General features: G+C 62.6%; 21 protein-coding genes and 1 pseudogene. 14 read left to right on the forward strand and 8 right to left on the reverse strand.

The features are described 5' to 3' along the window. Positions 1–29 precede the first annotated feature (29 nt). Positions 30–413, reverse strand: a complete 384-nt coding sequence (locus NLY42_RS24925; RefSeq protein WP_023753694.1) for an ACT domain-containing protein — start codon at positions 411–413, stop codon at positions 30–32. 23 nt (positions 414–436) lie between these two features. Further along, positions 437–898, reverse strand: coding sequence for a GNAT family N-acetyltransferase (locus NLY42_RS24930; protein ID WP_023753695.1), 462 nt, complete (start codon positions 896–898; stop codon positions 437–439). 737 nt (positions 899–1635) lie between these two features. On the opposite strand from NLY42_RS24930, the gene NLY42_RS24935 reads away from it, so the two are divergent. Both NLY42_RS24935 and NLY42_RS24940 read left to right on the forward strand, forming a co-directional pair. Then, on the forward strand, positions 1636–4362 hold the full coding sequence (locus NLY42_RS24935; RefSeq protein WP_023756403.1) for an autotransporter domain-containing protein: 2727 nt from the start codon (positions 1636–1638) through the stop codon (positions 4360–4362). A 248-nt stretch (positions 4363–4610) separates the two neighbouring features. Further along, on the forward strand, positions 4611–5645 hold the full coding sequence (locus NLY42_RS24940) for a YeiH family protein (RefSeq protein WP_502882139.1): 1035 nt from the start codon (positions 4611–4613) through the stop codon (positions 5643–5645). Here the strand turns inward: NLY42_RS24940 and msrC are convergent. Continuing rightward, positions 5642–6139: a free L-methionine (R)-S-oxide reductase MsrC gene (gene msrC, locus NLY42_RS24945; RefSeq protein ID WP_023689662.1), complete on the reverse strand. Its 498-nt coding sequence runs from the start codon at positions 6137–6139 to the stop codon at positions 5642–5644. The two genes, NLY42_RS24940 and msrC, sit on opposite strands and share 4 nt — an antisense overlap. Positions 6140–6322: 183 nt before the next feature. Here msrC and NLY42_RS24950 point away from each other — a divergent pair, with 183 nt between their 5' ends. The 5 genes from NLY42_RS24950 (at position 6323) to NLY42_RS24970 (ending at position 12922) form a co-directional block, all read left to right on the forward strand. Then, positions 6323–7219, forward strand: coding sequence for a GlxA family transcriptional regulator (locus tag NLY42_RS24950; RefSeq protein WP_245263489.1), 897 nt, complete (start codon positions 6323–6325; stop codon positions 7217–7219). A gap of 325 nt (positions 7220–7544) precedes the next feature. After that, on the forward strand, positions 7545–8849 hold the full coding sequence (locus NLY42_RS24955) for a M24 family metallopeptidase (protein WP_023753700.1): 1305 nt from the start codon (positions 7545–7547) through the stop codon (positions 8847–8849). A gap of 337 nt (positions 8850–9186) precedes the next feature. After that, positions 9187–9864 carry an isochorismatase family protein gene (locus NLY42_RS24960; protein ID WP_023752033.1) on the forward strand — a complete coding sequence of 226 codons (678 nt, stop codon included), beginning with the start codon at positions 9187–9189 and terminating at the stop codon, positions 9862–9864. A gap of 3 nt (positions 9865–9867) precedes the next feature. After that, positions 9868–10854 carry an alpha/beta hydrolase gene (locus NLY42_RS24965; RefSeq protein ID WP_031244608.1) on the forward strand — a complete coding sequence of 329 codons (987 nt, stop codon included), beginning with the start codon at positions 9868–9870 and terminating at the stop codon, positions 10852–10854. A gap of 427 nt (positions 10855–11281) precedes the next feature. Then, on the forward strand, positions 11282–12922 hold the full coding sequence (locus NLY42_RS24970; protein WP_023753702.1) for an ABC transporter substrate-binding protein: 1641 nt from the start codon (positions 11282–11284) through the stop codon (positions 12920–12922). A gap of 45 nt (positions 12923–12967) precedes the next feature. On the opposite strand, the gene NLY42_RS24975 is transcribed toward NLY42_RS24970, so the two are convergent. Both NLY42_RS24975 and NLY42_RS24980 read right to left on the reverse strand, forming a co-directional pair. Continuing rightward, a complete protein-coding gene (locus NLY42_RS24975) occupies positions 12968–13588 on the reverse strand; it encodes a DarT ssDNA thymidine ADP-ribosyltransferase family protein (protein WP_084779751.1) in 621 nt (206 codons plus the stop codon). A 310-nt stretch (positions 13589–13898) separates the two neighbouring features. Continuing rightward, positions 13899–14783, reverse strand: coding sequence for a macro domain-containing protein (locus NLY42_RS24980; RefSeq protein WP_023702282.1), 885 nt, complete (start codon positions 14781–14783; stop codon positions 13899–13901). A gap of 209 nt (positions 14784–14992) precedes the next feature. Between NLY42_RS24980 and NLY42_RS24985 the strand changes: the two are divergent. After that, positions 14993–15753, forward strand: a pseudogene (locus NLY42_RS24985) (hypothetical protein); the annotation flags it as partial. Positions 15754–15949: 196 nt separating this feature from the next. Here the strand turns inward: NLY42_RS24985 and NLY42_RS24990 are convergent. The 3 genes from NLY42_RS24990 to NLY42_RS25000 form a co-directional block, all read right to left on the reverse strand. Beyond that, positions 15950–16705 carry a hypothetical protein gene (locus tag NLY42_RS24990; RefSeq protein ID WP_023715256.1) on the reverse strand — a complete coding sequence of 252 codons (756 nt, stop codon included), beginning with the start codon at positions 16703–16705 and terminating at the stop codon, positions 15950–15952. A 27-nt stretch (positions 16706–16732) separates the two neighbouring features. Further along, on the reverse strand, positions 16733–17611 hold the full coding sequence (locus tag NLY42_RS24995; protein WP_023753704.1) for a hypothetical protein: 879 nt from the start codon (positions 17609–17611) through the stop codon (positions 16733–16735). A 63-nt stretch (positions 17612–17674) separates the two neighbouring features. Continuing rightward, positions 17675–18562, reverse strand: a complete 888-nt coding sequence (locus NLY42_RS25000; RefSeq protein WP_286488871.1) for a hypothetical protein — start codon at positions 18560–18562, stop codon at positions 17675–17677. A gap of 45 nt (positions 18563–18607) precedes the next feature. Here NLY42_RS25000 and NLY42_RS25005 point away from each other — a divergent pair, with 45 nt between their 5' ends. The 6 genes from NLY42_RS25005 to NLY42_RS25030 are packed head-to-tail and all read left to right on the forward strand — an operon-like array spanning position 18608 to position 24561. Then, entirely contained in the window at positions 18608–19240 is a 633-nt protein-coding gene (locus NLY42_RS25005; protein WP_023753706.1) for a DUF4129 domain-containing protein, read from the forward strand. Then, positions 19237–20442 carry a hypothetical protein gene (locus NLY42_RS25010; RefSeq protein WP_023753707.1) on the forward strand — a complete coding sequence of 402 codons (1206 nt, stop codon included), beginning with the start codon at positions 19237–19239 and terminating at the stop codon, positions 20440–20442. The genes NLY42_RS25005 and NLY42_RS25010 overlap by 4 nt, the downstream gene beginning before the upstream one ends. After that, positions 20429–21385: an AAA family ATPase gene (locus NLY42_RS25015; protein WP_023753708.1), complete on the forward strand. Its 957-nt coding sequence runs from the start codon at positions 20429–20431 to the stop codon at positions 21383–21385. The genes NLY42_RS25010 and NLY42_RS25015 overlap by 14 nt, the downstream gene beginning before the upstream one ends. Beyond that, positions 21382–22692, forward strand: a complete 1311-nt coding sequence (locus tag NLY42_RS25020; RefSeq protein WP_023753709.1) for a DUF58 domain-containing protein — start codon at positions 21382–21384, stop codon at positions 22690–22692. Before NLY42_RS25015 ends, NLY42_RS25020 begins: the two co-directional genes overlap by 4 nt. Then, positions 22689–23708, forward strand: coding sequence for a stage II sporulation protein M (locus NLY42_RS25025; RefSeq protein ID WP_023715249.1), 1020 nt, complete (start codon positions 22689–22691; stop codon positions 23706–23708). The genes NLY42_RS25020 and NLY42_RS25025 overlap by 4 nt, the downstream gene beginning before the upstream one ends. Further along, positions 23695–24561, forward strand: a complete 867-nt coding sequence (locus tag NLY42_RS25030) for an RDD family protein (protein ID WP_023753710.1) — start codon at positions 23695–23697, stop codon at positions 24559–24561. The genes NLY42_RS25025 and NLY42_RS25030 overlap by 14 nt, the downstream gene beginning before the upstream one ends. The last annotated feature ends 11 nt before the right edge of the window (positions 24562–24572 follow it).

Here is a 24572-nt window from a genome sequence, read left to right on the forward strand (position 1 = left end):
AACGCAAGGGCGGGCGATTGAGCCGACGGCTACAGAAGCGTGTGCCCCGCCGTGACCAGAAGCCCCCTTGCCGCGGCTTCATCCTTGGCTTTGACGAGCAGATGGTCACCATCGAAGGTGGATACCAAAAAAATGCCGAGTTCGTTTTCCGACAATGGTTTTATCACCGACAGCACGATGCCTGTTTCGTCGAAGGCAAAGGGACCTTGGAGTTTCAGGGCGACCCAGTCCCTGTCATGCTTCACCCCGTCCGGCACCCGATCCTGCAGGCAGACGACCGAAAGCTCGTCGTCGGTCCTGGTAATGCTGACGAAGCCCGGCCCGTCCGCCCAGCCGGGAATGCTGTCTTTTGCTTCGAGGCGCGAAACCGCATACCGCCCCGTGAGCGGCTTCAACCGGACCCTGACTGCCATCCGATCCTCCCTGTTATCGGCCATCACCCCAGTTTCTTGCTCATATAGACCGTCATGCCGTTCATGAACGGCTCCTCCCGGTCGATCGTATAGCCATGCCGTTTGTACAACAATACATTGGCCTCGAAGGCGCCATTGGTCAGCAGGCGCAGCTCGAAGCAGCCGGCCTCCAGCGCCTTCTGCTCCGCCCGTTCCAGCAACAGCCGGCCGATTCCCCTGCCCTGCGCCTGTGGCGTGACGCAGACATTCTCGATCCAGAGATGATCGTCGGCCGGCATGGTCTCGATCATGCCGACGATGCGGCCATTTTCGATGGCGAGATCGAACGGATGTTCGGCGACCGCCTTGTCATAGTCGGCGCGCATCGGCAGCGGCTCGCGGCCGATCAGAGGCACCCATTTGGCATAGGCGGCACGCACAATGTCCCGGACGGCGGCCGCGTCTGCCGGCTCAGCCGGCCGAAACAGGATGGAAGAATTGGACATGGCAAAGGCTCCAGACATGAAAACCCCGCCGGCAGACATCGCGGGCGGGGCTGGAACGAACGAACCGGAATTTTATTGGGCCGGTCCTTTTCGTCGCGCAAACAGCTTGCCACACTGCGTGGTGCAGGAACGGCGTCGCTTGGCGATGGCGAACGAGAAAACGAACATGACGCCACGCTGGAGCAGGAAGCGCGGCGCTGTCAAGATTTTGGCGTTGGCCCAGCCTCCGAGTTGACCCGCGCGGCAGAGCGGCCGGCGCCGGCAAGGCCATAAGTGTACTGCCAGGCAACGCCAGTCGTCACCTTGCGCGGTGGTTGCTCGCCCTAAACTGCTGCCGTCGAGTAGGGCTCTCGTACGCGTACAAAAAAACAGCAACAGCTAATATTGTTGGACATTCAACCTACCACTGGTTCAAATTTCTATTTGATCTAGTCTTGGCATCATAATATAAGCGGAGAAGCACTGGACGGGCTGACGGGGGGGCCATGCATCGAGGGCTGGCAAAGCGTACAATCTCACGTTTGTTAGGCGCGATGACGGTCGTCTACGCGCTCGCGGGCACGACGTCAGCGCTCGCGCAGTCTTGTAGTCCCACACAGACAGCTCATGCTTTTAGCTTTACTGGCGGCGACCAGTCCATCTCGGTTCCTGGCAACACCCATTCCGCCACAGTATACCTCAAGGGAGCGCAAGGCGGGGTTGGCAAGAGCGGCGCCGGCACCATCGGGGGGAGCCCATTGAGCCCAGGCGGCGCCGGCGGGCTCGGCGGCCAGGTGAGCGGTTCCTTGACTGTCGCGCCGGGTGACATCCTTTCTGTCGGCGTTGGCGGCCGTGGCTCGCTCGCGGTCAATCCCGGTGGCGCGAGCGGCACTCCCGACGGCGGCAATGGTGGCGGGGCGACCGACCTGCGGCTGGGCGGAACCCGCCTGGCAATTGCTGGCGGCGGTGGCGGCGGTGGCAACGGGGGCTGGCACACTACAAATTCGATAGCTGGTGGCGCCGGTGGCAAGAGCGGGGGATCCGGCTCGGCAGGAACTGATGTTTCGGGCGGCCTTGGCCCCTTCGGCGGTGAAGGTGGCACTGTAGGTGCCGGTGGCGCGATCGGCGCTGGGTGCGATAGTTTTCCTGGCACGGCCGGTCAGGCAAATGGCCAAGGCGGAACTGCACGAAATTTCTCAGGGTCTTTCCTGGGCGCCGGATATGCTGGTGGTGGCGGTGGCGGGGCTACTGTCGGCGGCGGTGGTGGCGGCGCAGGCGTCGGCACGACCTCGTGCCAGCAGAACTGGAACGGCGCCGGCGGCGGCGGCGGCGGCGGATCATCGGATGCCGGCTCGCTGCAATCGGCTGCGGTGGCGGATGGCGTCAATTCCGGCGATGGGTCCGCATTGATCTGTTTTGATGAGCCGCTCTATGTGATCAGTGGCACAGCGAGCGGTCAGACCGGGACGGTGAGTTTGAAATTGACATCAAGCTCGCCGGCAGGGACGCAAACCAGGGACGTGAATGTCGGCGATATCACCTTTGCCTTTGCGGATGGCCTGCTGACCGGCTCCAACTGGAGCGTTGAGGTTACTGCCAAGCCGGCCGACCAGACATGCACGGTCACGACGGCCTCGGGCACGGTGGCGGGAGCCGACGTGACCAATCTTGTCCTGTCCTGCACCACGGTCACGGTGGAGCTGTCGCCGGCAACATTGCCGAATGCGCATATTGGCACGCCGTACAGCCAGACCATCACGGCAAGCAGCCCCAATGGCGGCGCCGCACCCTATACCTTCACCGTGATTTCCGGCTCAGTGCCTCCCGGCCTCGCGCTCTCGCCTGGAGGTACGCTGGCTGGCACACCCACTGTCGCGGCCAATTACGATTTTACGGTGCGGGCCATGGACAGCAACGGCTTTACCGGCCAACGTGACTACACTGTGGTCGTCGAGATCCACTTGCCGTCGGCACAGGACCACACGCTGGACGTGATGGCCGGAACGACCGGGTCCCTCGACCTGACGCAAGGGGCTACGAATGGGCCGTTTACCAGCGCCACGATTGCCTCGCCGCCGCCGAGCGAAGCGGGCACGGCTTCCATTGTGCCCGATGGCGGCGCTTATATCCTGCAGTTTGCCGCGGCAGCCACCTTTGTCGGCACAACCAGCCTGACCTACACGCTCTCGAATGCCGACGGAACGTCACCTCCGGCAACCGTGACCATCAACGTCACGGCACGGCCCGACCCCTCCCGCGATCCGGAAGTGATCGGCCTGATTCGGGCACAGGTGGAGGCGGCAAAGCACTTCGCCGACATTCAGATCCAGGGATTTGGACAGAGGCTGGAACAGCTCCACAATGAGGGCGACCAGCGCCACAATTCGATAGGCCTCAGCGTTGCCGTCCAGCAATCGTCGGACAATCCCGACGCATACGCTCAGCAGCAGAATGCGGCGAACGATCCGGCGCTCGCCGCAATCGCCACGGCATCGTCGCAGTCCACTTACGGAGCGCCCAATCCGGAGCGCATTCAGCCCAACGCCAACGCAAAGCAGGACAGGACTTCGACCGGCGCGTCGCCGATCAAGACCGGACAGTCTTCAACTGGCACGGACGTGGACACCCAGACGTCGTCACTGCCGGCCGAGAACCCATTTGGCGAACTGGCCTTCTGGAGCGGCGGCTACGTCAATTTCGGCACCGATGACGATGGAGCCATCAAGCTCGACCATACGCTGGTCGGCGTGAGCGTCGGTGCCGACTACCGCTTTTCCCCGACCTTCACCGCCGGTCTCGGGTTTGGCTATGGCCATGACGTCACCGACGTCGGGAGCAACGGCACCGAAAGCCGCGCCCATGCCATCTCGGTCGCCGCCTATAGCAGCTACCGCCCGGCGCCAGGTTTTTTTGTCGATGGCCTTGCCGGCTATGGCGCCCTCAATTTCGACAGTGAGCGCTATGTGACCGATACCGGCGATTTCGCGTCTGGAACGCGCGACGGAAGCCAGGTCTTCGGGTCGCTGACGGCGGGCTACGAATTTCGCCGGCCGGACTCTCTGATATCACCCTATGGACGTCTGTCGGGGTCCCACTCCACGCTTGACGGCTTCACCGAGACGGATGGCGACATCTATAATCTGACCTTCGGCAAGCAGACCGTCGACACGCTGTCGGGCACCCTTGGCCTGCGCATCGAGAACAACATTCCTACCAGCTGGGGTCTGCTCACACCGCGCGCGCGCTTTGAGTATACGCACGACTTTGCCGGCTCCAGCCGCGTCAGCCTCGGCTATGCCGATATCGGCACCACGCCCTACGCGCTGGACGCAGATGCCTTTTCCAACGACTATTTGTCAATCGGGCTCGGCGTCGATGCGCAAATCGGCGGTATTGCCTTCGGGCTGAACTACAGCACCGCGGTCGGCAGCAACGGCGACAGCCAGGACCATACGATCGCCGCGCGAATTGGGATGAAATACTAGGGCATGATCCCAAAAAGTGGGGTTAGATCGTGATGGGAATTCATCATGATCTAGGGCGGCTCCAGGTTTCGCCCGGCCGCTCTTTCTCATTCTGACCTCGGCCGCCCTAAACGTTCACAAAAATCGATCATTTCAACAAAAACAATTCGTTGGAAAGATCGATTCTGGAATGACATTCTCCTGAGGTACTTGCGTGGAGAATTGCATTGTCTTCCGCCGCCCAGCTAGCGAACGATATTCCGATCAGCATGATTTCCGCCGATCTGGCCGTGGGCCGGAAGCGGCTCGGTTCCGTGTGGAATGGCGTCATCCCCGGGATCGTGCTGGTGGCGATGATCACGGGGGTGGCCTTCTCGGCCCATAATATCTCCGGCTTCGCGCTGTTCAGCCCGATGATCCTCGCCGTCGTCGCCGGCATGATCTATTCCAACGTGCTCGGCACGCCCGCCCACGCCAAGGCCGGCATTGCATTCTCGCAGAAGCGCCTGCTGCGCTTTGCCATCGTGCTGCTCGGCTTTCAGCTGACGCTCGGCCAGGTCGTCTCCATCGGCGCCGGCGGCGTCGGCATCGTGGCGCTGACCCTTGGAGCGACCTTCGTCTTCACCATTACGCTTGGCCGGCTGATCGGCGTCGACGCCAAGCTGGCGCAGCTGATTGCCGCCGGCACCTCGATCTGCGGCGCTTCGGCGATCGTTGCCACCAACATCGTCACCGATGCGCGCGACGAGGACGTCACTTATGCCGTCGCCTCGATCACGCTGTTCGGCACCGTCGCCATGCTCGGCTTTCCGCTGCTGGCGCCGGTGCTCGGCCTCGACCAGCACGCATTCGGCCTGTGGGCCGGCGCCTCGATCCACGAGGTGGCACAGGTCATCGGCGCCGGCTTCCAGAACGGCGCCCAGTCCGGCGAGATCGCCACCGTCGCCAAGCTGACCCGCGTCGCCCTGCTGGCGCCGATGGTCATCGCGCTCGGCCTGATGGCGCGCCGCAAGAGCAATGACGATCGCCCAAGCGACCAATCCGGTGCGCGGCCGCCGATGCCGTGGTTCGTCGCCGCTTTCATCGCCGTCGTGGCGCTGAACAGCCTGGTTGCCGTGCCGGCCGAAGTGAAGTCGGCCATGGCGTTCGCCACCACCATCATGCTGACCATGGGGCTCGCCGCCATGGGTCTGCAGGCCAACATTTCGCAGCTGCGCTCGCGCGGCCTTCGCCCGCTGGCGCTCGCCTCCTGCGCCTTCCTGTTCATCGGCTGCTTCAGCCTGATGCTGGTGAAGTTCGCTTAATCCTCGAACGAACTCGCCGCGACATAGATCGCGGCAAGCGCCTCGATGCCGGCCTGGTCGTCCTTGTCGAAGCGGCCGGGCGTCGGGCTGTCGAGGTCGATCAGGCCGAAGACGCCGTCATTGTCCCTCAGCAGCACGACGAGTTCCGAGCGCGAGTCGGCGTCGCAGGCGATGTGGCCGGCAAATTCATGCACATCCTTGACCAGCATCGACATTTCGAGATCGATGGCGGTGCCGCACACGCCCTTGCCGACGGCGATGCGCACGCAGGCCGGCTTGCCCTGGAACGGTCCAAGCACCAGCTCCTCGTCCGACGCCAGGAAATAGAAGCCGGCCCAGTTGAGATCGGGCACCATCTGGAAGATCAGCGCCGATGTGTTGGCGGCGTTGGCGACGGAGTCGCTCTCGCCTTCCAGCAGCGCCTTCAACTGGGTGGCCAGTTCGCGGTAGAAGGCCGGCTTGTCGGTGCTGTCGATGGTCTGGGCCGCAAACATGGCGTCGTCTCCATTGCGGGCGGGCCAAAAAGCCCGTTACATTTCCTGTCTGCCACCAATGACGCTCCCAGGAAATACACAATTGTGAATACCGACCGTGCCAGCCAAACACACGACCGGGCGCAACCCGCAGCGAGCGAAGGTCCCCTCACCTTCGCCGTTCTGGTCTTTCCCGGCTTTCCGATGATGGCGTTCAGTTCGGTGATCGAGCCATTGCGCGCCGCCAACGTGCTGGCCAAACGCGATTGTTACCGCTGGGTGATCGTCGGCGCCGACCAGGGCACGGTCGAGGCATCCAATGGGGTTGTCATACAACCGGGATTCTCAGCGTTCGGCGCGCCGAAGGTCGACCGCATCGTCGTCTGCTCCGGCGGCAATGCGGACTTGCTTGTCGCGGACGATGCGGTTGCCTGGATCCGCAGGAGCCTGCGCGCCGGCGCCCATATCGGCGCTGTGGCCGATGCCGCCTTCTTCCTCGCCCGGGCCGGCCTGCTCGACGGCCATGCCTGCACCTTGCACTGGACCAGCCAGGCCGCCTTCACCGAGGCCTTCCCGGATATCGAGCTTCGGCGCGACCTCTATGTCATCGACCGCAAGCGCTTCACCTCGGCCGGTGGCGTCGGCAGCCTCGACATGATGCTGGAGATCATCACCAACGATTATGGCGGCGAGCTCGCGGCGGGCGTTGCCGAATGGTTCGTGCACAGCCCCTTGCGTTCGAGCGTCGACCGCAAGCTGATGCCGCTCAGGCTGCGCACCGGCGTCCAGAACGAACTGGTGCTGTCGGCCATGGCCATCATGGAGGATGCGGTGGAAGAGCGGCTTGGCATGACGGAACTGGCGGCCCGTCTCGGCGTCTCCTCCGACAAGTTGGAGCGCAATTTCCGCGCCCAGCTCAGCATTTCGCCCAATGGATATTACCGGCGGCTCCGGCTGCGGCGCGCCGCCGACCTGTTGGCCCATTCGACGCTGATGGTGCGAGACGTGGCGCTGGCCTGCGGCTTCGCGTCCATGTCAAGTTTTGCCCGAGCGTTTCGCGAGGAGCATGGGCACGCGCCGAAGGCGATGCGGCGGCATTAGAGGGCGCTGCGCGCTAACGCGGTGAGATGCTGGCGGGGCAGCGCCCCCCTCTGTCCTGCCGGACATCTCCCCCACACGGGGGGAGATCAGATGTCGCCTCGGCTTTCGCCAATCACCAACGTTGCAGGGCGAGCGGGACGCGAAAGCTGCTAATCTCCCTCCTTGTGGGGGAGATGTCCGGCAGGACAGAGGGGGGCGCGAAGGATCGCAACATTGCCCTTTGTATCCATGCCCTTCTTGCGGCATTTCGCGCGACATCTGCGGATTCTCGCACAGACATTTTTCGGCGCATGGCTATGGTCTAGCCCTTCAGGAGGCGCACCCAATGAGCATCGTCGTTTTCGACCCCGACAGCACCGAGGATGTGGATTTCAAGGACCGCATGCGCCACCCGGTTGCGGCTGACTCGGCCGGTGGCATGTGGCTGTCGGACACCGAGCCGTCCTTCATCGATGCCGACGCGCTGCGCAAGGGTCGGCTGGCGAAACTGCGCGGCTGGATGCGCGAGGCGGGCTATGGCGGCGTCGTTTTGTTCGACCCCTACAACCAGCGCTATGCCACCGGCTCGCGCAACATGTTCGGCTATTTCCTGCGCAACTCGACGCGGTATTTCTTCATCCCGACCGACGGGCCGATCGTGCTGTTCGAATACCCGCAGAGCTACCATGTCTCGATGGTGCTCGACACGATCGACGAGGCGCGCCCGTCCAAGCTGGTATGGTCTTCGGTGTCGGGCCGCGACGACGAAACCGCCGGCCCCTTCGCCGACGAGATCGCCGAGCTTTTGAAGAAACATGGCGGCGGCTCGATGAAGCTCGGGCTCGACCGCTGCAGCCATTTGCAGGCGCTGGCGCTGGAAAAGCGCGGCTGCGACGTCAGGGATTGTCAGGGCGAAATCCTGGCGGTGCGCGCGGTGAAAACACCCGAGGAAGTCAAATGCCTGCAGGTATCGATGGCTGGCGCGGAAGCCGCTGTTTATGCCGTGCGCGAGGCGATCAAGCCCGGCGTCTCCGAAAACGAGCTGTTCGCCATCATGTATGGCGAGGTGATCCGCCAGGGCGGCGAGTTTATCGAGACGCGGTTGCTCACCTCGGGACAGCGCACCAATCCGTGGTTCAACGAGGCCAGCGGCCGCAAGATCCGGCCGGGCGAGCTTCTGGCGCTCGATACCGATACGATCGGCTGCTATGGCTATTATTCCGATTTTTCGCGCACCTTCCGCTGCGGGCCGGGCAAGCCGACCGGCTATCAGAAATCGCTCTACCGCATGGCGCACGACCAGGTTCAGCACAACATTTCGATCGTCAGGCCGGGCATGGCGTTTCGCGAAATCGCCGAAAAGGCGTGGAAAATCCCGGACCGTTTCGTCGACCAGCGCTATACCTCGGTGATGCACGGCGTCGGCATGCATGGCGAGACGCCGTTCATTGCGCACGCCATGGACTATGAAACCTATGGCCGCGACGGCATTATCGTGCCCGGCATGGTGGTGAGCGTGGAAAGCTATATCGGCGAGAAAGGCGGCCGCGAGGGCGTCAAGCTGGAGGACGAGATCCTGATCACCGACACCGGCACCGAGCTTCTGTCGCGCTTTCCCTACGAGGATGAGTTTCTGGAGAAGCAGGTTTGATCGCAGCGTCCCTCACTAACGTCAGCGCGGTATCGCAAACCTTCGGGAATAGTCGCGGCAGCTATGCCTTCGTCATCCTAGGGCGAAGCAAGGAGCGCAGCGACGCGGCGCAGACCCTAGGATCCATGCCGGGACTCATCCGCGCCGCAACGGTGCAAGTTCTGCTCCGCCGCACCCCACGGCCAACCTCACGGAATGGATCCTCGGGTCTTCGCGACGGAGCTTCGCTCCTGCTTCGCCCGTGGATGACGAAGGTGGGGAGGCACCCGCTAATCGCCACCGTTTGCGTCGACACGACCCGAGCGGCGTTGGCGACGACAGGCATAAGCCTATCCGCATGAAAAGCCCCATCTCGATCAAACGCGGCACGGTCGCCGCGGCGTTCATCGACCTCCAGGAAGAGCATCGGCAGGACAAGCGCTATCTGGTCGAAGGTTTTGGCGAGGTGCTGGCCAACGTCCAGCGCCTGCAGGCGGCGGCGCGGCGCAACTTCGTGCCGCTCTATCACTGGGCCTATGTCGTCGATACCGCCAAGGCGCGTCCGTTCCATCCGCTCGACGCCGACGGCAAGTCTGCCTTTTCCGACAAGACCGATCCGCTGACCGAGATTTGCCATGAGGTGGCGCCCGCGGCCGGCGAGACGATGCTGGTCAAGACGCAGGCCAGCGCCTTCGGCGCCGGGCCTGCCGCAACCGAATTCAAGGCGCGCGGCATCGAATGGCTGATCGTCGCCGGCGTCTGGACCGAGGCCTGTATCGACGCCACCGTGAAGGACGCGGTCGCATCCGGCTTTCGCGTGCTTCTGGTCAAGGATGCCTGCGGCAGCGGCAGTGCCGCCATGCACCAGACCGCCATCCTCAACCTTGCCAACCGGCTCTATGGCGGCGCCGTCACCAACACGATAGACGCGTGCCGGCTGATGGCGGGCGACACTGTCAGCGCATGGCGGGTCGAGGGCTCGGTGCCGCTGCGCTTCACCTTTGAAAACGCCGAACGTCTCTACGGCGAGCTCTGAGAGATGGGCACGGTCCACAAGCTCAAGACCACCAGGCGGGGGAAATACGCCACCCTGCTCGACCCGGCGCTGTGGGAGCATATCGACCTAGTCAATGACTGGTTCCCGCCAGAAATCGCCGAACTTCCGATCGCCGAGCAAAGGTCGGTCTATGATGCGATGTGCCGCGCCTTCCATCAGGGTTATCCCAAGGGGGTTTCGGCCAGCGACGGCATCATCGCCGCCGATGAGGGACACGCCATCCCGATCCGCTACTACCGGATGGCGGGCAAGCCCGTGCGCGCCGTCATCCTCTGCTATCATGGCGGCGGCTTTGTGCTTGGCGGGCTCGACAGCCATGACGACATCTGCGCCGAAATCTGCGCCGGCACCGGTTTCGACGTCGTCTCGGCCGACTACCGGTTGGCGCCGGAGCATCCGCACCCGGCCGCCTTCGACGACGCGCTGACCGTGTTCGAATGGGCGGCGGTGACAACGGACCTGCCGATCGTGCTTGTCGGCGAAAGCGCCGGCGGCAACCTTGCCGCCGCGGTCGCGCACGCCTCGCGCCGCCACCTGCGCCGGGCGGTCGGCCAGGTGCTGATCTATCCCGGCCTTGGCGGCGACGAGAGTGCCGGCTCCTATGTCGAACATGCCGAGGCACCGCTGTTGACACTGCGCGACATCGCGTTCTACCGCACCATTCGCGCTGCCCCGGCACAGTCGCCCGACGACCCGACTTTTTCGCCGCTGAGCGACAATGACTTCTCCGGCCTGCCGCCGACTGTCATCATCACGGCCCAATGCGATCCGCTGTCATCGGACGGCGAGACCTATCGCGACCGCATCGTTGCGGCAGGCGGCCGCGCCTGGTGGTATGAGGAGAACCGCCTCGTGCACAGTTTTCTGCGCGCCCGCAAAAATGTTCCGCGCGCCGGCGAGGCGTTCGTGTGCACGCTTGCAGCCATCGCCGCCGTCGCCGTGCTCGGCAAGAACGACTGGCCATATTGAGGCGGCGAAGCGCTGATCTCCCCCTCATGGGCAGGCAATCGCATATGAGATTTTTGCGAAGAGGACCCCCACCCTAGCCCTCCCCACAAGGGGGAGGGAACGCTGCCGCCCGCCATATTGCGGCGCTCAACGTGGCCAATCTGCCGAGTTCAGCGCTGCCGAGTCTCCCTCCCCCTTGTGGGGAGGGATTAAGGGTGGGGGTATTCGTGGAGCGCAAAGCGCCGAAATCCATATGCGATTGCCGCGCCCACAAGGGGGAGATTGTCTGCACTCCCACTGCGGAGTGGCGCACAAGAATTGCGGAAAAGAGAACATTTCCCGGGGTCGGCCCGCTTTATCATCACCTGCTCAGGCAACGGCGCCCGATGATCGCATCCGCCCCAGCGGAGGCGGACCGTCGGGGCGCCCAACAAAAGAGGGAACGACGATGAAATTCATGCTGACCGACCGCAATTTGCACCCGCAGGCCAAACCCGTCGCCCAAGATTTCACAAAGGGCGGCGTCAACCGGCGCGAATATCTCGCCATCATGGCCGGCTTCGGCGTCAGCGCGGCCGGAGCACTGGCATTGGGCGGCCTCAGCGCGTCGCCCGCCCGGGCAGAGGAGCCGAAGCGCGGCGGCACCTTGCGCGTCGCCATGAACGTCAAGGGTTTCAAGGATCCGCGCACCTTCGACGGTGTCGAGATGTCCAATGTGGCGCGCCACTGCAACGAATATCTGGTGCGCTGGAACCGCGACTTCACCTTCGAGCCGTGGCTGCTCGAAAGCTGGGAAACCAGCGACGACGCCAGGACGCTGACGCTGCATGTGCGCAAGGGCATCGCCTGGTCGAATGGCGACGTCTTCAACGCCGATGACGTCATCCACAATCTCAACCGCTGGTGCGACGCTTCCGTCCCCGGCAATTCGGTCGCCGCGCGCATGGGCGCGCTGGTCAATGCCGACACCAAGAAGCCGGTCGATGGCGGCATCGAGAAGGTCGACGATTTCACCGTAAAGCTCAATCTGCCGAAACCCGACATTTCGCTGATCGCAGGGATGGCCGACTATCCCGCGCTGATCATGCACCGCTCCTATGAGGGCGGCGACGATCCGATGAAGGCGCTCGCAATCACCACCGGCCCTTGCGAACTGGTCAGCTGGAATGCAGAGACCAGTGCGGAGGTGAAGCGCAAGGACAAGCCCTGGTGGAAGGGCGACTTCTACCTCGACGGCATCAAATGGGTCGATTACGGCTCCGACCCCAACGCGATGCTGTCGGCGTTCGAATCCGGCGAGATCGACACCGACCACGAGACCGCCTCCGACGCCGTGTCGCAGACCGAGCAGATGGGCTTGCTGAATTCCGAGATCGCCACCGGATCGACCATCGTTGCCCGTTTCAATGTCGGCAACGCGCCCTATGACGACGTCAAGGTGCGCCGCGCCGCCCAGCTTGCCGTCGACAATTCCGCCGTGCTGGCGCTGGGCCTCGGCGGTCGCGGCAAGCCCGCCGACAACCACCATGTCGGTCCGATGCATCCTGAGTTTGCCGATATCGGTCCGGCCAAGCGAGATATGGATCAGGCGAAGAAACTGCTCGCCGAGGCCGGCAAGACGGACCACGAATTCGAGCTGATCTCGGTCGACATCGAATGGCAAAAGAGCACCGGCGACGCGATCGCCGCGCAGATGCGCGAGGCCGGCCTGAAGATCAAGCGCACCGTGCTGCCGGCGGCGACCTTCTGGAACGACTGGAGCAAATACCCCTTCTCCACCACCGAATGGCTGGGCCGCCCGCTCGGCGTCCAGGTGCTGGCGCTCGCCTATAAATCGGGCGCCGCCTGGAACGAAAGCGCTTACGCCAACAAAGAGTTCGACGAACTCCTCGACAAGGCGCTGGCAACGCCGGATGCTGCCCAGCGCAAGGAGATCATGGCCAAGATCGAACAGAATCTGCGCGATGCCGGCATCATCATCCAGCCCTACTGGCGCTCGGTCTACCGCACCTATCGCAAAGGCGTGCAAGGCTGCGAACAGCACCAGTCGCTGGAACAGCATTTTGAGAAGGTGTGGCTGGAGGGCTGATTCAATTGGTGTCGCCCGGTCGGTGTAGATAAGACAGAATTAGAGCTAGGCGACGACTGGCCCAGCAGCTGGAACTACTCCTTCGTATGCTGTGCACCCTTCTATCTCGATCTTCCAGATGGCATTGGGGTTCGGATTTACGATGGCCGGAATGCGCCATCTGCTTGGAGCTATCTCATATCGGAAATGCTGATCGCCGCAGGTCACCTTGACCTCATACTGGGGTTTCGATGCAGAAACAGGTGATCTGAACTCGAAATGCAATTCCCCGTTTTCGGTATACAATTCACTGATAAACATACCACGACGAAAAAAGACTGATCCGCCTTTCTCTACCGCGAAATTGTAATTCCATGCTCCCGGTCCAAGCAGCCGCTTCAGATAGCGCTCTTCATGGATCGTCCTGCACACAACGTAATTCAGGGTTGCGAGACTCAGTCTTTGGGGGACGACAACCTCAGACATTCTCATATTGTGAATGTGTTGCATTTCGTCCTGAGAGACTGCTGAGTCATGATATATATGTTCAAATTTGAGTTGGTCAAATTGATTGTCTCCGTCTCTCGGTATCTGATTAGAATTAGCAAAGTTTCCGGCAACAAAACGGCTAGACGCTAGGGTGAGCACCGATTTTAGGTCAAACACTAACATCACCAGGAAATGCACATATGAGGATCCGCCCTATTGGGGTCACTCCGAGCCTTTATACCTTCGGTCTTTAAATGGAATCTGTTCTTGGGCCTGAAATATAACCGTACATAGTTATGAGCGGCTGGATTGTTGTTCAAAGCACCCTGATTGGCGACGTCACATAGCAAAGCGGGCACTCCATTGCGGCATATAATCTCGCCACCACGCAAGATTTCTGCGGCAACTTCGATCTGGCATGCGTGATAGAGAGACCGACCCCAACCCGTCCTTGATGCAAAACGATCAAGGCGAGGTCCCCAGGTCGCGATATGCTGATCGGCCCTCGCTATTGAAATAGCCATCCTTGCGTCGGTTTCGCCACAGTGTAGGGAGTGTATTGATCGCGATCTAAGAAAAGCGCTTCTGCCCGAGATGCGGTTGAAGCACCTGTTCGAGACTTCACCGAACAGATATAAGGAAGCTCGGACAGGATCGGAAAAAGGTAACTCTTTAGGCGCTGTGATTTTGCGTCTGAGAAACTATCTATTGAGAGTATCCTCTCTCGCAGCCTGACCCATGAGGCTTGGAGCAACTCCCCATCAATTCGCTCTTTCTTCCCCGACTGATGCTCCACAACAAGAGAGTTGTCTGTTTGCATCTGCACCGTGAATTGAGACTCTTTGGAAGTTGCGAACACGTGACCTTTGGCAAGCTTCCTAAGATCCTCAGAGAACTCCGCAAAATCTTCCGGGATTCTTACTCGCTCTTTGTGCTCTGCTACAAAATCCGAAGGAACCTGTATGTCGTGGATGTAAACGGGGATACTTACTCGAGCCAGATAGCGTTCCATCAAAGGACGAACGTCTTCCCAATTCAAGTTGCCGTTGCCGCATCCCAGAGGCGGAAAAGAAACCGAGGTGATCCCTAAGTCCTTATAAGCCGCGACGAACTTCTGCAGACCGTGCTCGATGTACTCTATCTTCGATGGCAGTTTCCAAGTGGTTTTAGTTGGAAAATTCAACACCCACCGCGTGTCGGATCGCCACAGATGGAGATTGCCAATCCGAAGGGCGCGCGCCTCGCAAAGATCGCGATACTCCCGAAACATTCGCGGGTACCTGCTTTTGAACTCCCTGGCGATTCCCTTACCCATGACACCCACCGTGTTGACGGTGTTCACCAGCGTCTGCGCGGGAGATTCAAATACGCTGCTTTCAAGAAAAGTGATCATTCGCTTAGATGCCCCAAGGTCAGAACGAATGAGAACATATAGAGAACATTAAGCAAGGTTTCTAGCACGATTCTGCAGCGCTGTCGTTGGCGGCTCGGCATTCCGCCTGAGGTTATACACACTTCGACGTGTTGCACCTATCGGCGACTCGTCGGTGATATCCAGCATCAGCTAGTCCCATGGCACTTCAATGTGTGAGAAATGTACGCATGGATCATTTCGACCTCGGCACCTACCGCCGCCCCATCTCCACCTCTTCGGCTGAAACACAGCGCTGGTTCGATATCGGGCTGAACTGGTGCTACGGCTTCAACCATGAGGAAGGCATAAAGTGCTTCGAAAAGGCGCTGGAGACCGATCCTGATTGCGCCTTCGTGTATTGGGGCATCGCCTATGCCGCCGAGCCTTTTTACAACCTCACCTGGAAGGAGCACGGCAAGGACGAGGCTAACCGCGCCGCGCGACGCTGCTTTGATCATGTCCAGCTTGCGCGGGCTGGTTCTGCGGGCGCAAGCCCCGTCGAGCAGCGGCTGATCGAGGCGCTGGCCGCACGCTTCCAGCAGCCGCATGGCGTGACGCCGGCGGAATTCGAACAATGGGACAATGCTTACGCTGCCGCCGCGATGCGGTAGGTCTATTGTGACTTTCCCGACTACCATGACGTGATGGCTCTCACCGTCGAGGCGCTGATGATGCGCACCGTGCGGCGGCTGTGGGATTTGAAAACCGGCAAGCCGGCGCCGAACTAGATGTGCTGGAGGCGCTGGAGGTCTGCGAGCGATCGATCCGGCTGTCGGACGAAGCCGTCACTGCGCCGCATCCGGCGATCCTGCACCTGCATATCCATCTGCTCGAGATGTCGACGCAGCCGGAACGCGGCATGCGCTCGGCGGACCGGCTCGGCACCATGTGCCCCGATGCCGGCCACATGAACCATATGCCGGGCCATATCCATGTGCTGTGCGGCGAGTAACGGGTTGGTGGAATGTCTGAAGCGGCGCGGCGAGAGCGTGGAACTGCCGGGGGTGCAGGAGAAGCTCGACGTAGCACTGGCCAAGGCTAATGTGGCGATCACGTCGTCATGCCTGTGCCGGACGAGACCGCAGGCGGACCGTAGCTGCTGTCGTTGAGAGGGCAGCCAACCGACCGAAATCGGCGACGTTCGCTCACGAGAAAATCTCAGCCAGATCGTCGATGCTGGTGCCTTCCTTGAGCTGTCGCAACTCCACATACATGACGACGATGGCGATCGATACCACCAAGCCTTGGGCTGTATCGACCAGGGCGTTGAGCAAAAAGCCCAGTGTCAGACCAAATGAGAAAAAGAAGGCGTTCGCCCAAATATCCACGGTGATTGAAGGCACGAGCACGACAAGCCAGATGCACAGCAACGGCCAGCGGCTGCCTTTGGTCAGGTCGCGGCTGCGTTGCATGCTGGCGAACACGCCACGCCCTTCACCGACAATTACCGGCGTCGTGACCGACCAGCGCGCCAGCAGCAACAGTCCGGGAACGATGATGAGTACCAGGCCCAGCCAGAAGGCGAATGTGATCAGGATCGAGGCGGCGCTTGCCGGTAGCAGAAGCGCACAGGCTGTTCTGATGCAATCGCGTGCCGACGGCCGTTCGCCGCGCAGATCCATCAGGGCCGCTCGCGTCAATGCCGCCTGCATGAAAGCCCCCAGCACAAAAAAGCCCAACATGAAGATTGCCGTGATCGTCAACCGTCGCATCGAGTATTCGGGCTCTACCGACCCAACGGATACCCAGAACCAGTAGGAAAATCCAAACTCCGGCAAGGCGTATACGAACAACGCCACTCCCAAGCACAGCACCGGATTGCGCCGGATAATCGCGAACGTATCGCGGAGAACCCTGCCGATGCGAAATTTGCCTGGCTGCTCCGGCGTCATCGACGTCACGATTGCCCTACCCCGGTCGATGTGCCGTTACGAAAAAATCTGCGCCAGTTCGTCGACGCTGGTGCCTTCCTTGACCTGGCGCAGTTCGACATAGGTGACGGCAATGGTCACCGACAGCATCGTCGAAAAGATCGTCGACACCAGAGTGCTGCCAATCGCTCCGACCAGGACACCGACACCGGTGACGCCGCCGGCGGTGGCGAGCGCCAGTCCGAAAAACAACGAGAACACCGCCTGGATGAGCATCGCCGCCACGCCAATGATCAGCAGCAGCCAGAATATCGACCAGCGGCTGCCTTTGGTCAGGGCACGGCTGCGCGATATCGAGCCGAACACGCCAAGCCGCTCCTGAACCGCAATGGGCACGGAAACCGATACGGAGATCAGCCACATGAAAGCGGGAATAAACGCCAGGGCAAGCCCGATCAGCCACCCGATAGGGGGAATGACCCAGGCGATGAAAACCATCACAAAAACAGCCACCACCAGAGTGACAATGATCAGAATGCCTATGCCCAGCGTGGGCAAGAAGCTGCGCAATGCTATCTGGATGCAGTCGCCGATGACCGGCCGCTTGCCGTTCAAATCCTCGATTGCCGCCCTGACAAGCGCCGCTTGCACCAGCAAGGCCAGAACGAAAATGATCAAGGAAGCGACTATCGATAAGCCCGAGTAGTCTCCCATGGCCGACGTTTCGAAAGCGGCGGCGTTCCCGGCGCTGTCGACGTTCACAGATGTAGCCACCCGGGACAGGTTCCAGAGGCTGTACAGCAGTGCGGGCAGTGTCGAGAAAAGTCCGACAACCACAGCAAGGAAACCCAGATTGCGGCCAATAACCGCGAAGCTGTTGCTGAAGACCCTGCCGATGCGGAATTTTTCCGGTCGGTCCTGCGCCAGTGACGTCACGATGCCTCCTGCCCTGGCACCCGCCTTGACCTGACCGGGTCAAGGCGGTGCAAACCCGTCGGCTTACGAGAAGATCTCGGCCAGTTCGTCGACGCTGGTGCCTTCCTTGACCTGGCGCAGCTCGACATAGCTGACCGCGGCGGCGACCGACAGCAACATCGACATCACGCTCTGCACCAGTGCCGCCACGACAGTAGCGACAATGCCGTGAAACAGGTAGACAACCACGCCAACCATCGACTGGATGACCATGGCGATGACCAAGAGGAGCAAGAACAGGCCGAAGAGCGACCAGCGGCTGCCCTTGGTCAGGGCGCGGCTGCGCGACATGGAGCCGAACACGCCGAGCCGCTCCTGGATCTGAACCGGTATCGCAACCGACCAGCCCAGCCACAAGATGATGCCGGGCACCAGCAACGCAAGCGCGGCTAGGCCTGCGCCCAGGCCGACGAGCAGGCCGATCGCCAATGTCGGCAGAAAATATCGGATGGCTATCTGCAGGCAATCGCCCAAGGTCGGCCGCTTGCCGTTCAAATCCTCGATTGTGGCTCGCACGAGCGCCGACTGCAGCACCAGTACGAAAAGGGAGGCAATGAAACTGGCCGGGAGCGTCACCCAAATGTTGCTAAACACCAGGGCGGGGTCGGCCGCAGCGCCGGGATTGGCCGTCAGGAGCGCCTGCATGCGCGATTCGGTCCATAGCCGAAGAATAACTGCCGGCACCCCCGCAAACAGCACCGAAAGCCCCACGAAAAGTATGACGTTGCGGCCGATGACGGAGAAGCTGTTGTTGAAGACCCTGCCGATCTGAAATTTCTCAGGCCGTGCAAATGTTGCCGAAGTCATGATGCGCCCCCTGTTCCACCGCCGAATATTGTCCGGCAGCCGCAGTAGTAAATTTGCCAAGATTAACGACTGGCGTCTAGCCCACTTGCAAAAGTTACGCTGCATTGCCAGTGTCGGCTCGCGAACCGCAGGTTGCAGGGGGGCGAGAAGGTGACTGCTGCACAGCCGGACGCTGCGCAAGCCGAATGGCTGGCCAAACTGCACAAGCAGTTGCTGTCGGACGATTCGATCCAGTTCGACCTGCCGGCCTACAGACCACCCGAGACCCCCGAGTGGCTAAGACCGCTGGGCGAGTTCCTGAAATCGCTCGGCCCTTACATGATCTATCTGTTCTGGGGGGCCGTGATCACAGGTGCCGCAATCATTCTGCTGCTGATTTTGCTTGAGGTGAAAGGCGTCGCCTGGCGCCTGCCCTGGTGGCGCAAAAAGAGCGAGACCGAGGCGGAAGCGACATGGCACCCCGACGTGGGCGCCGCGCAGGTCCTGCTGTCGGAAGCCGATGCGCTGGCCGCCCGGGGCGAGTATGACGAGGCGGTGCATCTCCTGCTGCGCCGCAGCGTCGCCGACATTGCCGGCCGCCTGCCCGACTTCCTGCGCCCGTCGCTGACCGCGCGCGATATCGCGGGAGCGGCGTCGCTGCCAACGCGGGCGCGTGGCGCCTTTACCCAGATCGCGCGCATCGTCGAGGCCGCTCTGTTCGCGCGCCGGCCGGTCGGGCCAGAGGGCTGGCAGGAGGCGCGCAGCGCCTATGAGCGATTCGTCTTCAGGGATGCCTGGACGTGAGTGACACGACAGCCGACATCGCCCAGCAGGAACCGTTCAGCCGCAGGACGGTGTTCTGGGGCATTTTCGCCAGCCTGCTCGCGGCGGCGGGCTTCTTCCTTTTGTCCACCTATGCCCCCGACTTTCGCCAGCCGAGCGTCGGTGGCGCAACGCCGCTGTCGAAGAGCGGCATCGGCTATGCCGGTCTGGCGCAATGGCTGAAGCTGACCGGCGAAGCGCCCGATATGGCGCGGTCCGACAGCGACCTCGAGACCGAAATGCTGCTGATCGTCACCATTTCACCCGACAGCGACCCGGATGCGCTTGCCAACATCATCAAGCTTCGCAAGGGCCTGGATACGCTGTTCGTTCTGCCCAAATGGGCGACCTTGCCGCTGGCCCTGCACGAAGGCTGGGAGATGAAGATCCAGCGGCTGCCGGACGTCGTGGTCAACGACTGGCTCGCCCGGATCGCCAAGGCCAAGCTCGGCGAAGGTGAGACCACGGTCAAGCAACTCGACGTCTCAGGGCAAATGGTCAGCGTTCCCGACCAGCTGCAATGGGTGGCCGACGAACACCCGCTGATTGCCGCCGGCAACGGCAAGGCCGTGCTGACCGAGGTGGAAGACGAGCGGTTCTACATTCTGACGGACCCCGATCTCATCAATAACGCCGGCTTGAAAGATCCCGACAAGGCGGCGGCGGCGCTCAAGCTGATCGAGCTCCTGCAGCCCGAAGAGGGTGCCGTCATGTTCGACCTGACGCTGCATGGCGCGGGGCGAAAATACGACCTCGCCAAGCTTCTGGTCGAACCGCCTTTCCTGGCGCTGACGCTGACCATCCTGGCGGCCGCGGCACTTGCCTTCCTGCATGGCCTTGGCCGGTTCGGGCCGCCACGGGCCGATCAGCGCGCCATCGCCTTCGGCAAACGCGCGCTGGTCGACACCACGGCGATGCTGTTGCGCCGCGCCGGCCGGCTGGAAGAACTAGGCGACCGCTATGGAGCACTGGCACGCGTACGCGCCGGCGCGCTGCTCGGCGCGCCGCACGGTTTGCAGGGCGAAGCGCTCGACCGCTGGCTCGATTCCCGCGACAAGGACGAAGCCGGCGGTTTCACGACCCGCCTGCAAGCTGCGAACGCGGCAAAGACCCTGACACAAATGCATGATGCAGCCGAAAAGCTGCACGACTGGACGGCAAGGAGGCTCGGTGAACGTCGATGATGTGAAGGCCCTGGCGACACAGATCAGGGAAGAGGTGGCCAAGGCCATCACCGGGCAACACGATACGGTCGATCTGATGCTCACGGCATTGTTCGCCGGCGGGCATATATTGCTCGAGGGACCGCCGGGCACGGCCAAGACGATGACGGCGCGCTGCTTTGCCCACGCGCTGGGCGTCGCCTATGGCCGGATCCAGTTCACGCCCGACCTGATGCCCGGCGATATCGTCGGTTCCAACATCTACAATTTCCAGACCGGGCAATTCACGCTGACGCGCGGCCCGATCTTCTGCGACCTTTTGCTCGCCGACGAGATCAACCGCACGCCGCCCAAGACCCAGGCTGCCCTTTTGGAGGCGATGCAGGAGCATGCCGTCACCTTCGACGGCACCACTCATGCGCTCGGCCCGAACTTCATGGTGGTGGCGACGCAGAACCCTATCGAACATCAGGGCGTCTATCCTCTGCCCGAGGCGCAGCTCGACCGTTTCCTGTTCAAGCACCGGGTGAGCTACCCCGGCGCGGAAGAGGAAAAGGCGATCATCATCCACCATGGCGGCGGCACCGCCTCGCACGACATCAAGCAGTACGGCATCACCGCCCAGGCCGACCGCAAGACGCTGGAAAAGGCGCTGGCGACCGTCGGCGAGGTCACGCTGGTCGACGATGTCGTCGACTATATCGCAAGGCTGGTGCGGGCTACGCGCGAAAGCCCCGATCTGGAAGTCGGCGCCAGCCCGCGCGCGGGCGCCATGCTGGCGAGAGCCGCGCGCGCCCGGGCGGCGCTCGACGGACGCGCCTATGTCATCCCCGACGACGTCAAAGCGCTTGCGGTGCCGGCGCTGCGCCACCGGGTGATCCTGTCGCCTGCGGCGCAGATCGACGGCCGCCTGGTCGAGCAGATCGTCACCGACCTCGTCGACCAGACGGAAGCGCCACGTTGATCTATCCGAGCGGCCGGGCAGTCTGGGCAGGTGCGGCCGGTGCAATACCGGCCTTCCTGATCGCGCTCGCGCTGCCGTCTCTGTGGTATCTCGGTCTTTTGTGGATTTGCGTGCTGCTTGCTTTCCTGGCCGTGGACGCGGCCGCCGGGCGCGGTCGGGCTTCTCTGAACGCCAGCATCCATGCACCGCCGCAGGTCAGCGTCGGCAGCCAGTTCACCGTCCACGTCACGGCCAGGCTTGGCGGGCGTCCGCGCGCGGTGCAGGCGCGTCTCGGCCATGATGCGCGGCTAGAGCCGCTGGGCGGCACCGGCGGGGCATTGACTGCTGAGGCCGGCAGCGCATCGCTCGACCTCAAATTCCAGGCGCTGCGGCGCGGCATGGCCAGGTTCGACCGCCTGTGGGTGCGCTGGCGCGGGCCGTTCGGGCTGGTCTGGAACCAGGTCGTGCTGCCGATGGACAGCAAGGTGGCGGTGCTGCCCGACGTCAGCAGCGCCCGCGACGAGGCGATCACGCTTTTGCAGCGACAGGCGCTGCCCGACGGCCATGCGCAGCGCCGAGCCGGCCAGGGCCGCGAATTCGAGGCGCTCAAGGATTACCAGCCCGGCATGGGCCGGCGCATGATCGACTGGAAGCGCAGCGCCCGCCACGGCAGGCTTCTGGCGCGCGAATTCCGCATCGAGGAGAACAACAACATCGTGCTGGCCATCGATAGCGGCCGCTTGATGTGCGAGCCCGTCGACGGCGTGCCGAAGGTCGACCGCGCCGTCACCGCCGCTTTGCTGTCGGCGTTCATTGCGCTGAAGGGCGGCGACATGGTCAGCCTGTTCGGCTTCGACGCGCGACCGCGCGTTTCCAGCGGCGCCGTGCGCGGCTCGGCCAGCTTCGCCATGATCCAGAAGCGGGCGGCGGAGATCGACTATTCTACCGAAGAGACCAATTTCACCCTGGCGCTGACGACGCTGGCGGCGCGGCTCGACCGGCGCTCGCTGGTGATCATCTTCACCGATTTTGTCGATCCGATCAGCGCCGAACTGATGCTGCGCACCGTAGGCCGGCTCACCGAACGGCATCTGGTGCTGTTCATGATGATGAAGGATGTCGAGCTGGAGACACTGGCCGACATGCCGCCGGACACGCCGGAGGATGTGGCGCGCTCCGTCGTCGCCGGCGGGCTGCTGCGCGAAAGGCAGGTCGTCATCGGCAGGCTCAGGCTGCTCGGCGCGCACGTCATCGAAGCCGACCACCAGAGGCTCGGACCGGCGCTGGTCGAGCGCTATCTCGAGTTCAAGCGGGAGGATCTGTTGTGAACGCGCTGGTCGGCAAGGATGCCGTGCGCCAGTCGCTGGCGAGCTTCCGTTCGGAGCGCGAGGCCGACTGGAAGGCGTTCGAGGCGCTGCTCGCCCGGGTCGAGAAACGCGCGCCGCGCACGCTCTCGGAAGACGAGTTGCTGTCGCTGCCGCTGCTCTACCGCTCGGCGCTGTCCTCGCTCTCGGTGGCGCGGGCGACCTCGCTCGACAATGCCTTGGTCGGCTATCTCGAGGCGCTGTGCCTGCGCGGCTATTTCTACCTCTATGGCGCACGCCGAGGGTTGCGGCAGCGCATCGGCGATTTCTTCCTGCATGACTGGCCGCATGCCATTCGCGATTTGTGGCGCGAGACCTTGCTGTCGGTCGTCCTGACCTTTGTCGGTCTCGGCGCCGGCTACTGGCTGGTGGCGAAGGACAAGGGCTGGTTCGACGCCATCATTCCGCCGAGCCTGGCCGGCGGGCGCAACCCGGATGCATCGGCGGAAGTGCTGCGGCAGGTGCTTTATGACGGCGCCGACAGCAATTTCCTGTCGGGCTTCGCCGCCTATCTGTTCACGCACAATGTCCAGGTGGCGATCCTGGCCTTCGCGCTCGGCTTTGCCTTCGCGGTGCCGAGCGTGCTCCTGATCCTGATGAATGGCTGCCTGCTCGGCGCGATGTTCCAAATCTATGTCGCCAAGGGGCTTGGCATCGAGCTGGGCGGATGGCTGTCCATCCACGGCACCACCGAGATGTTCGCGATCGCCTTGGCGGGCGCCGCTGGCATGCGTATCGGCACGCGTATCGCCTTCCCCGGTGAACTGACGCGGATGACGGCCGCAGCCGATGCCGGGCGCGTGGCGGCAACCACCATGGTCGGGGTGACGATCATGCTTTTGTTCGCCGGCCTGCTCGAAGGCATCGGCAGGCAGGTGATCACCAGCGACGTCACACGCTATGCCATTGGCGGCGGCATGCTGACGCTGTGGCTCTGTTATTTCTATTTGTTCAGGGTGGTGCGGCATGGCGACCGTTAGGCGCGCCGCCGTCTCGACGATACGGCCGCTGATCACGCCCGAAGGCGTCGATCTCCGGATAAAGCTCGCCGATGCCGGCACCCGCGCCGCCGCCTTCCTGCTCGACTTTGTCATCATCGTCGTCGCCGCAATCGTGATCACGATCGTCGCGCTGCTGGGCGTGGGCGGCCTCGGCGGCGAGGAAGCGCAGCCGCTGTTTGTCGTCTGGATCATCCTGATCTTCTTCCTGCGCAACGCCTATTTCATCGTCTTCGAGGCCGGCCGCCGCGCCGCCACGCCCGGCAAGCGGATGCTCGGCATCCGGGTGGCATCGCGCAGCGGCGCCGGCCTATCGGTCGATCAGGTCATCGCCCGCAATCTGATGCGCGAGATCGAGATCTTCCTGCCGCTGTCGATCATCCTCGGCCGCAGCGAGATGGGGCTCGCCGACACGTTGTCGACGATCTTCGGGCTGGTCTGGACGCTGCTGTTTGCGCTCTTCCCGCTGTTCAACCGCGACCGCATGCGCATCGGCGACCTTTTGGCCGGAACGTGGGTTGTCGAGGCGCCGAAACTGGCGCTGGTCGAAGACCTGTCGCAACGCCAGGACACCACCACCCGCGCATTCCGCTTCACCCAGGCGCAGCTCGATGCCTATGGCATCGCCGAACTGCACAAGCTGGAGGAAGTGCTGCGCCGCGACGACTATTTCGCGCTGAAAGCCGTGGCCGAAACGATCGGACGCAAGATCGGCATGACGATCGAGCCGGTCGATTCCAGGGCCTTCCTCACCGCCTATTATGGCGAGCTGCGGGCACAGCTCGAACGCAAGCTTTTGCTGGGAACACGCAAGGCGGATAAGTACCAGCGGTAGATCGGAGTTCG

Source organism: Mesorhizobium sp. C372A, from assembly GCF_030323245.1.
Lineage (GTDB): Bacteria > Pseudomonadota > Alphaproteobacteria > Rhizobiales > Rhizobiaceae > Mesorhizobium.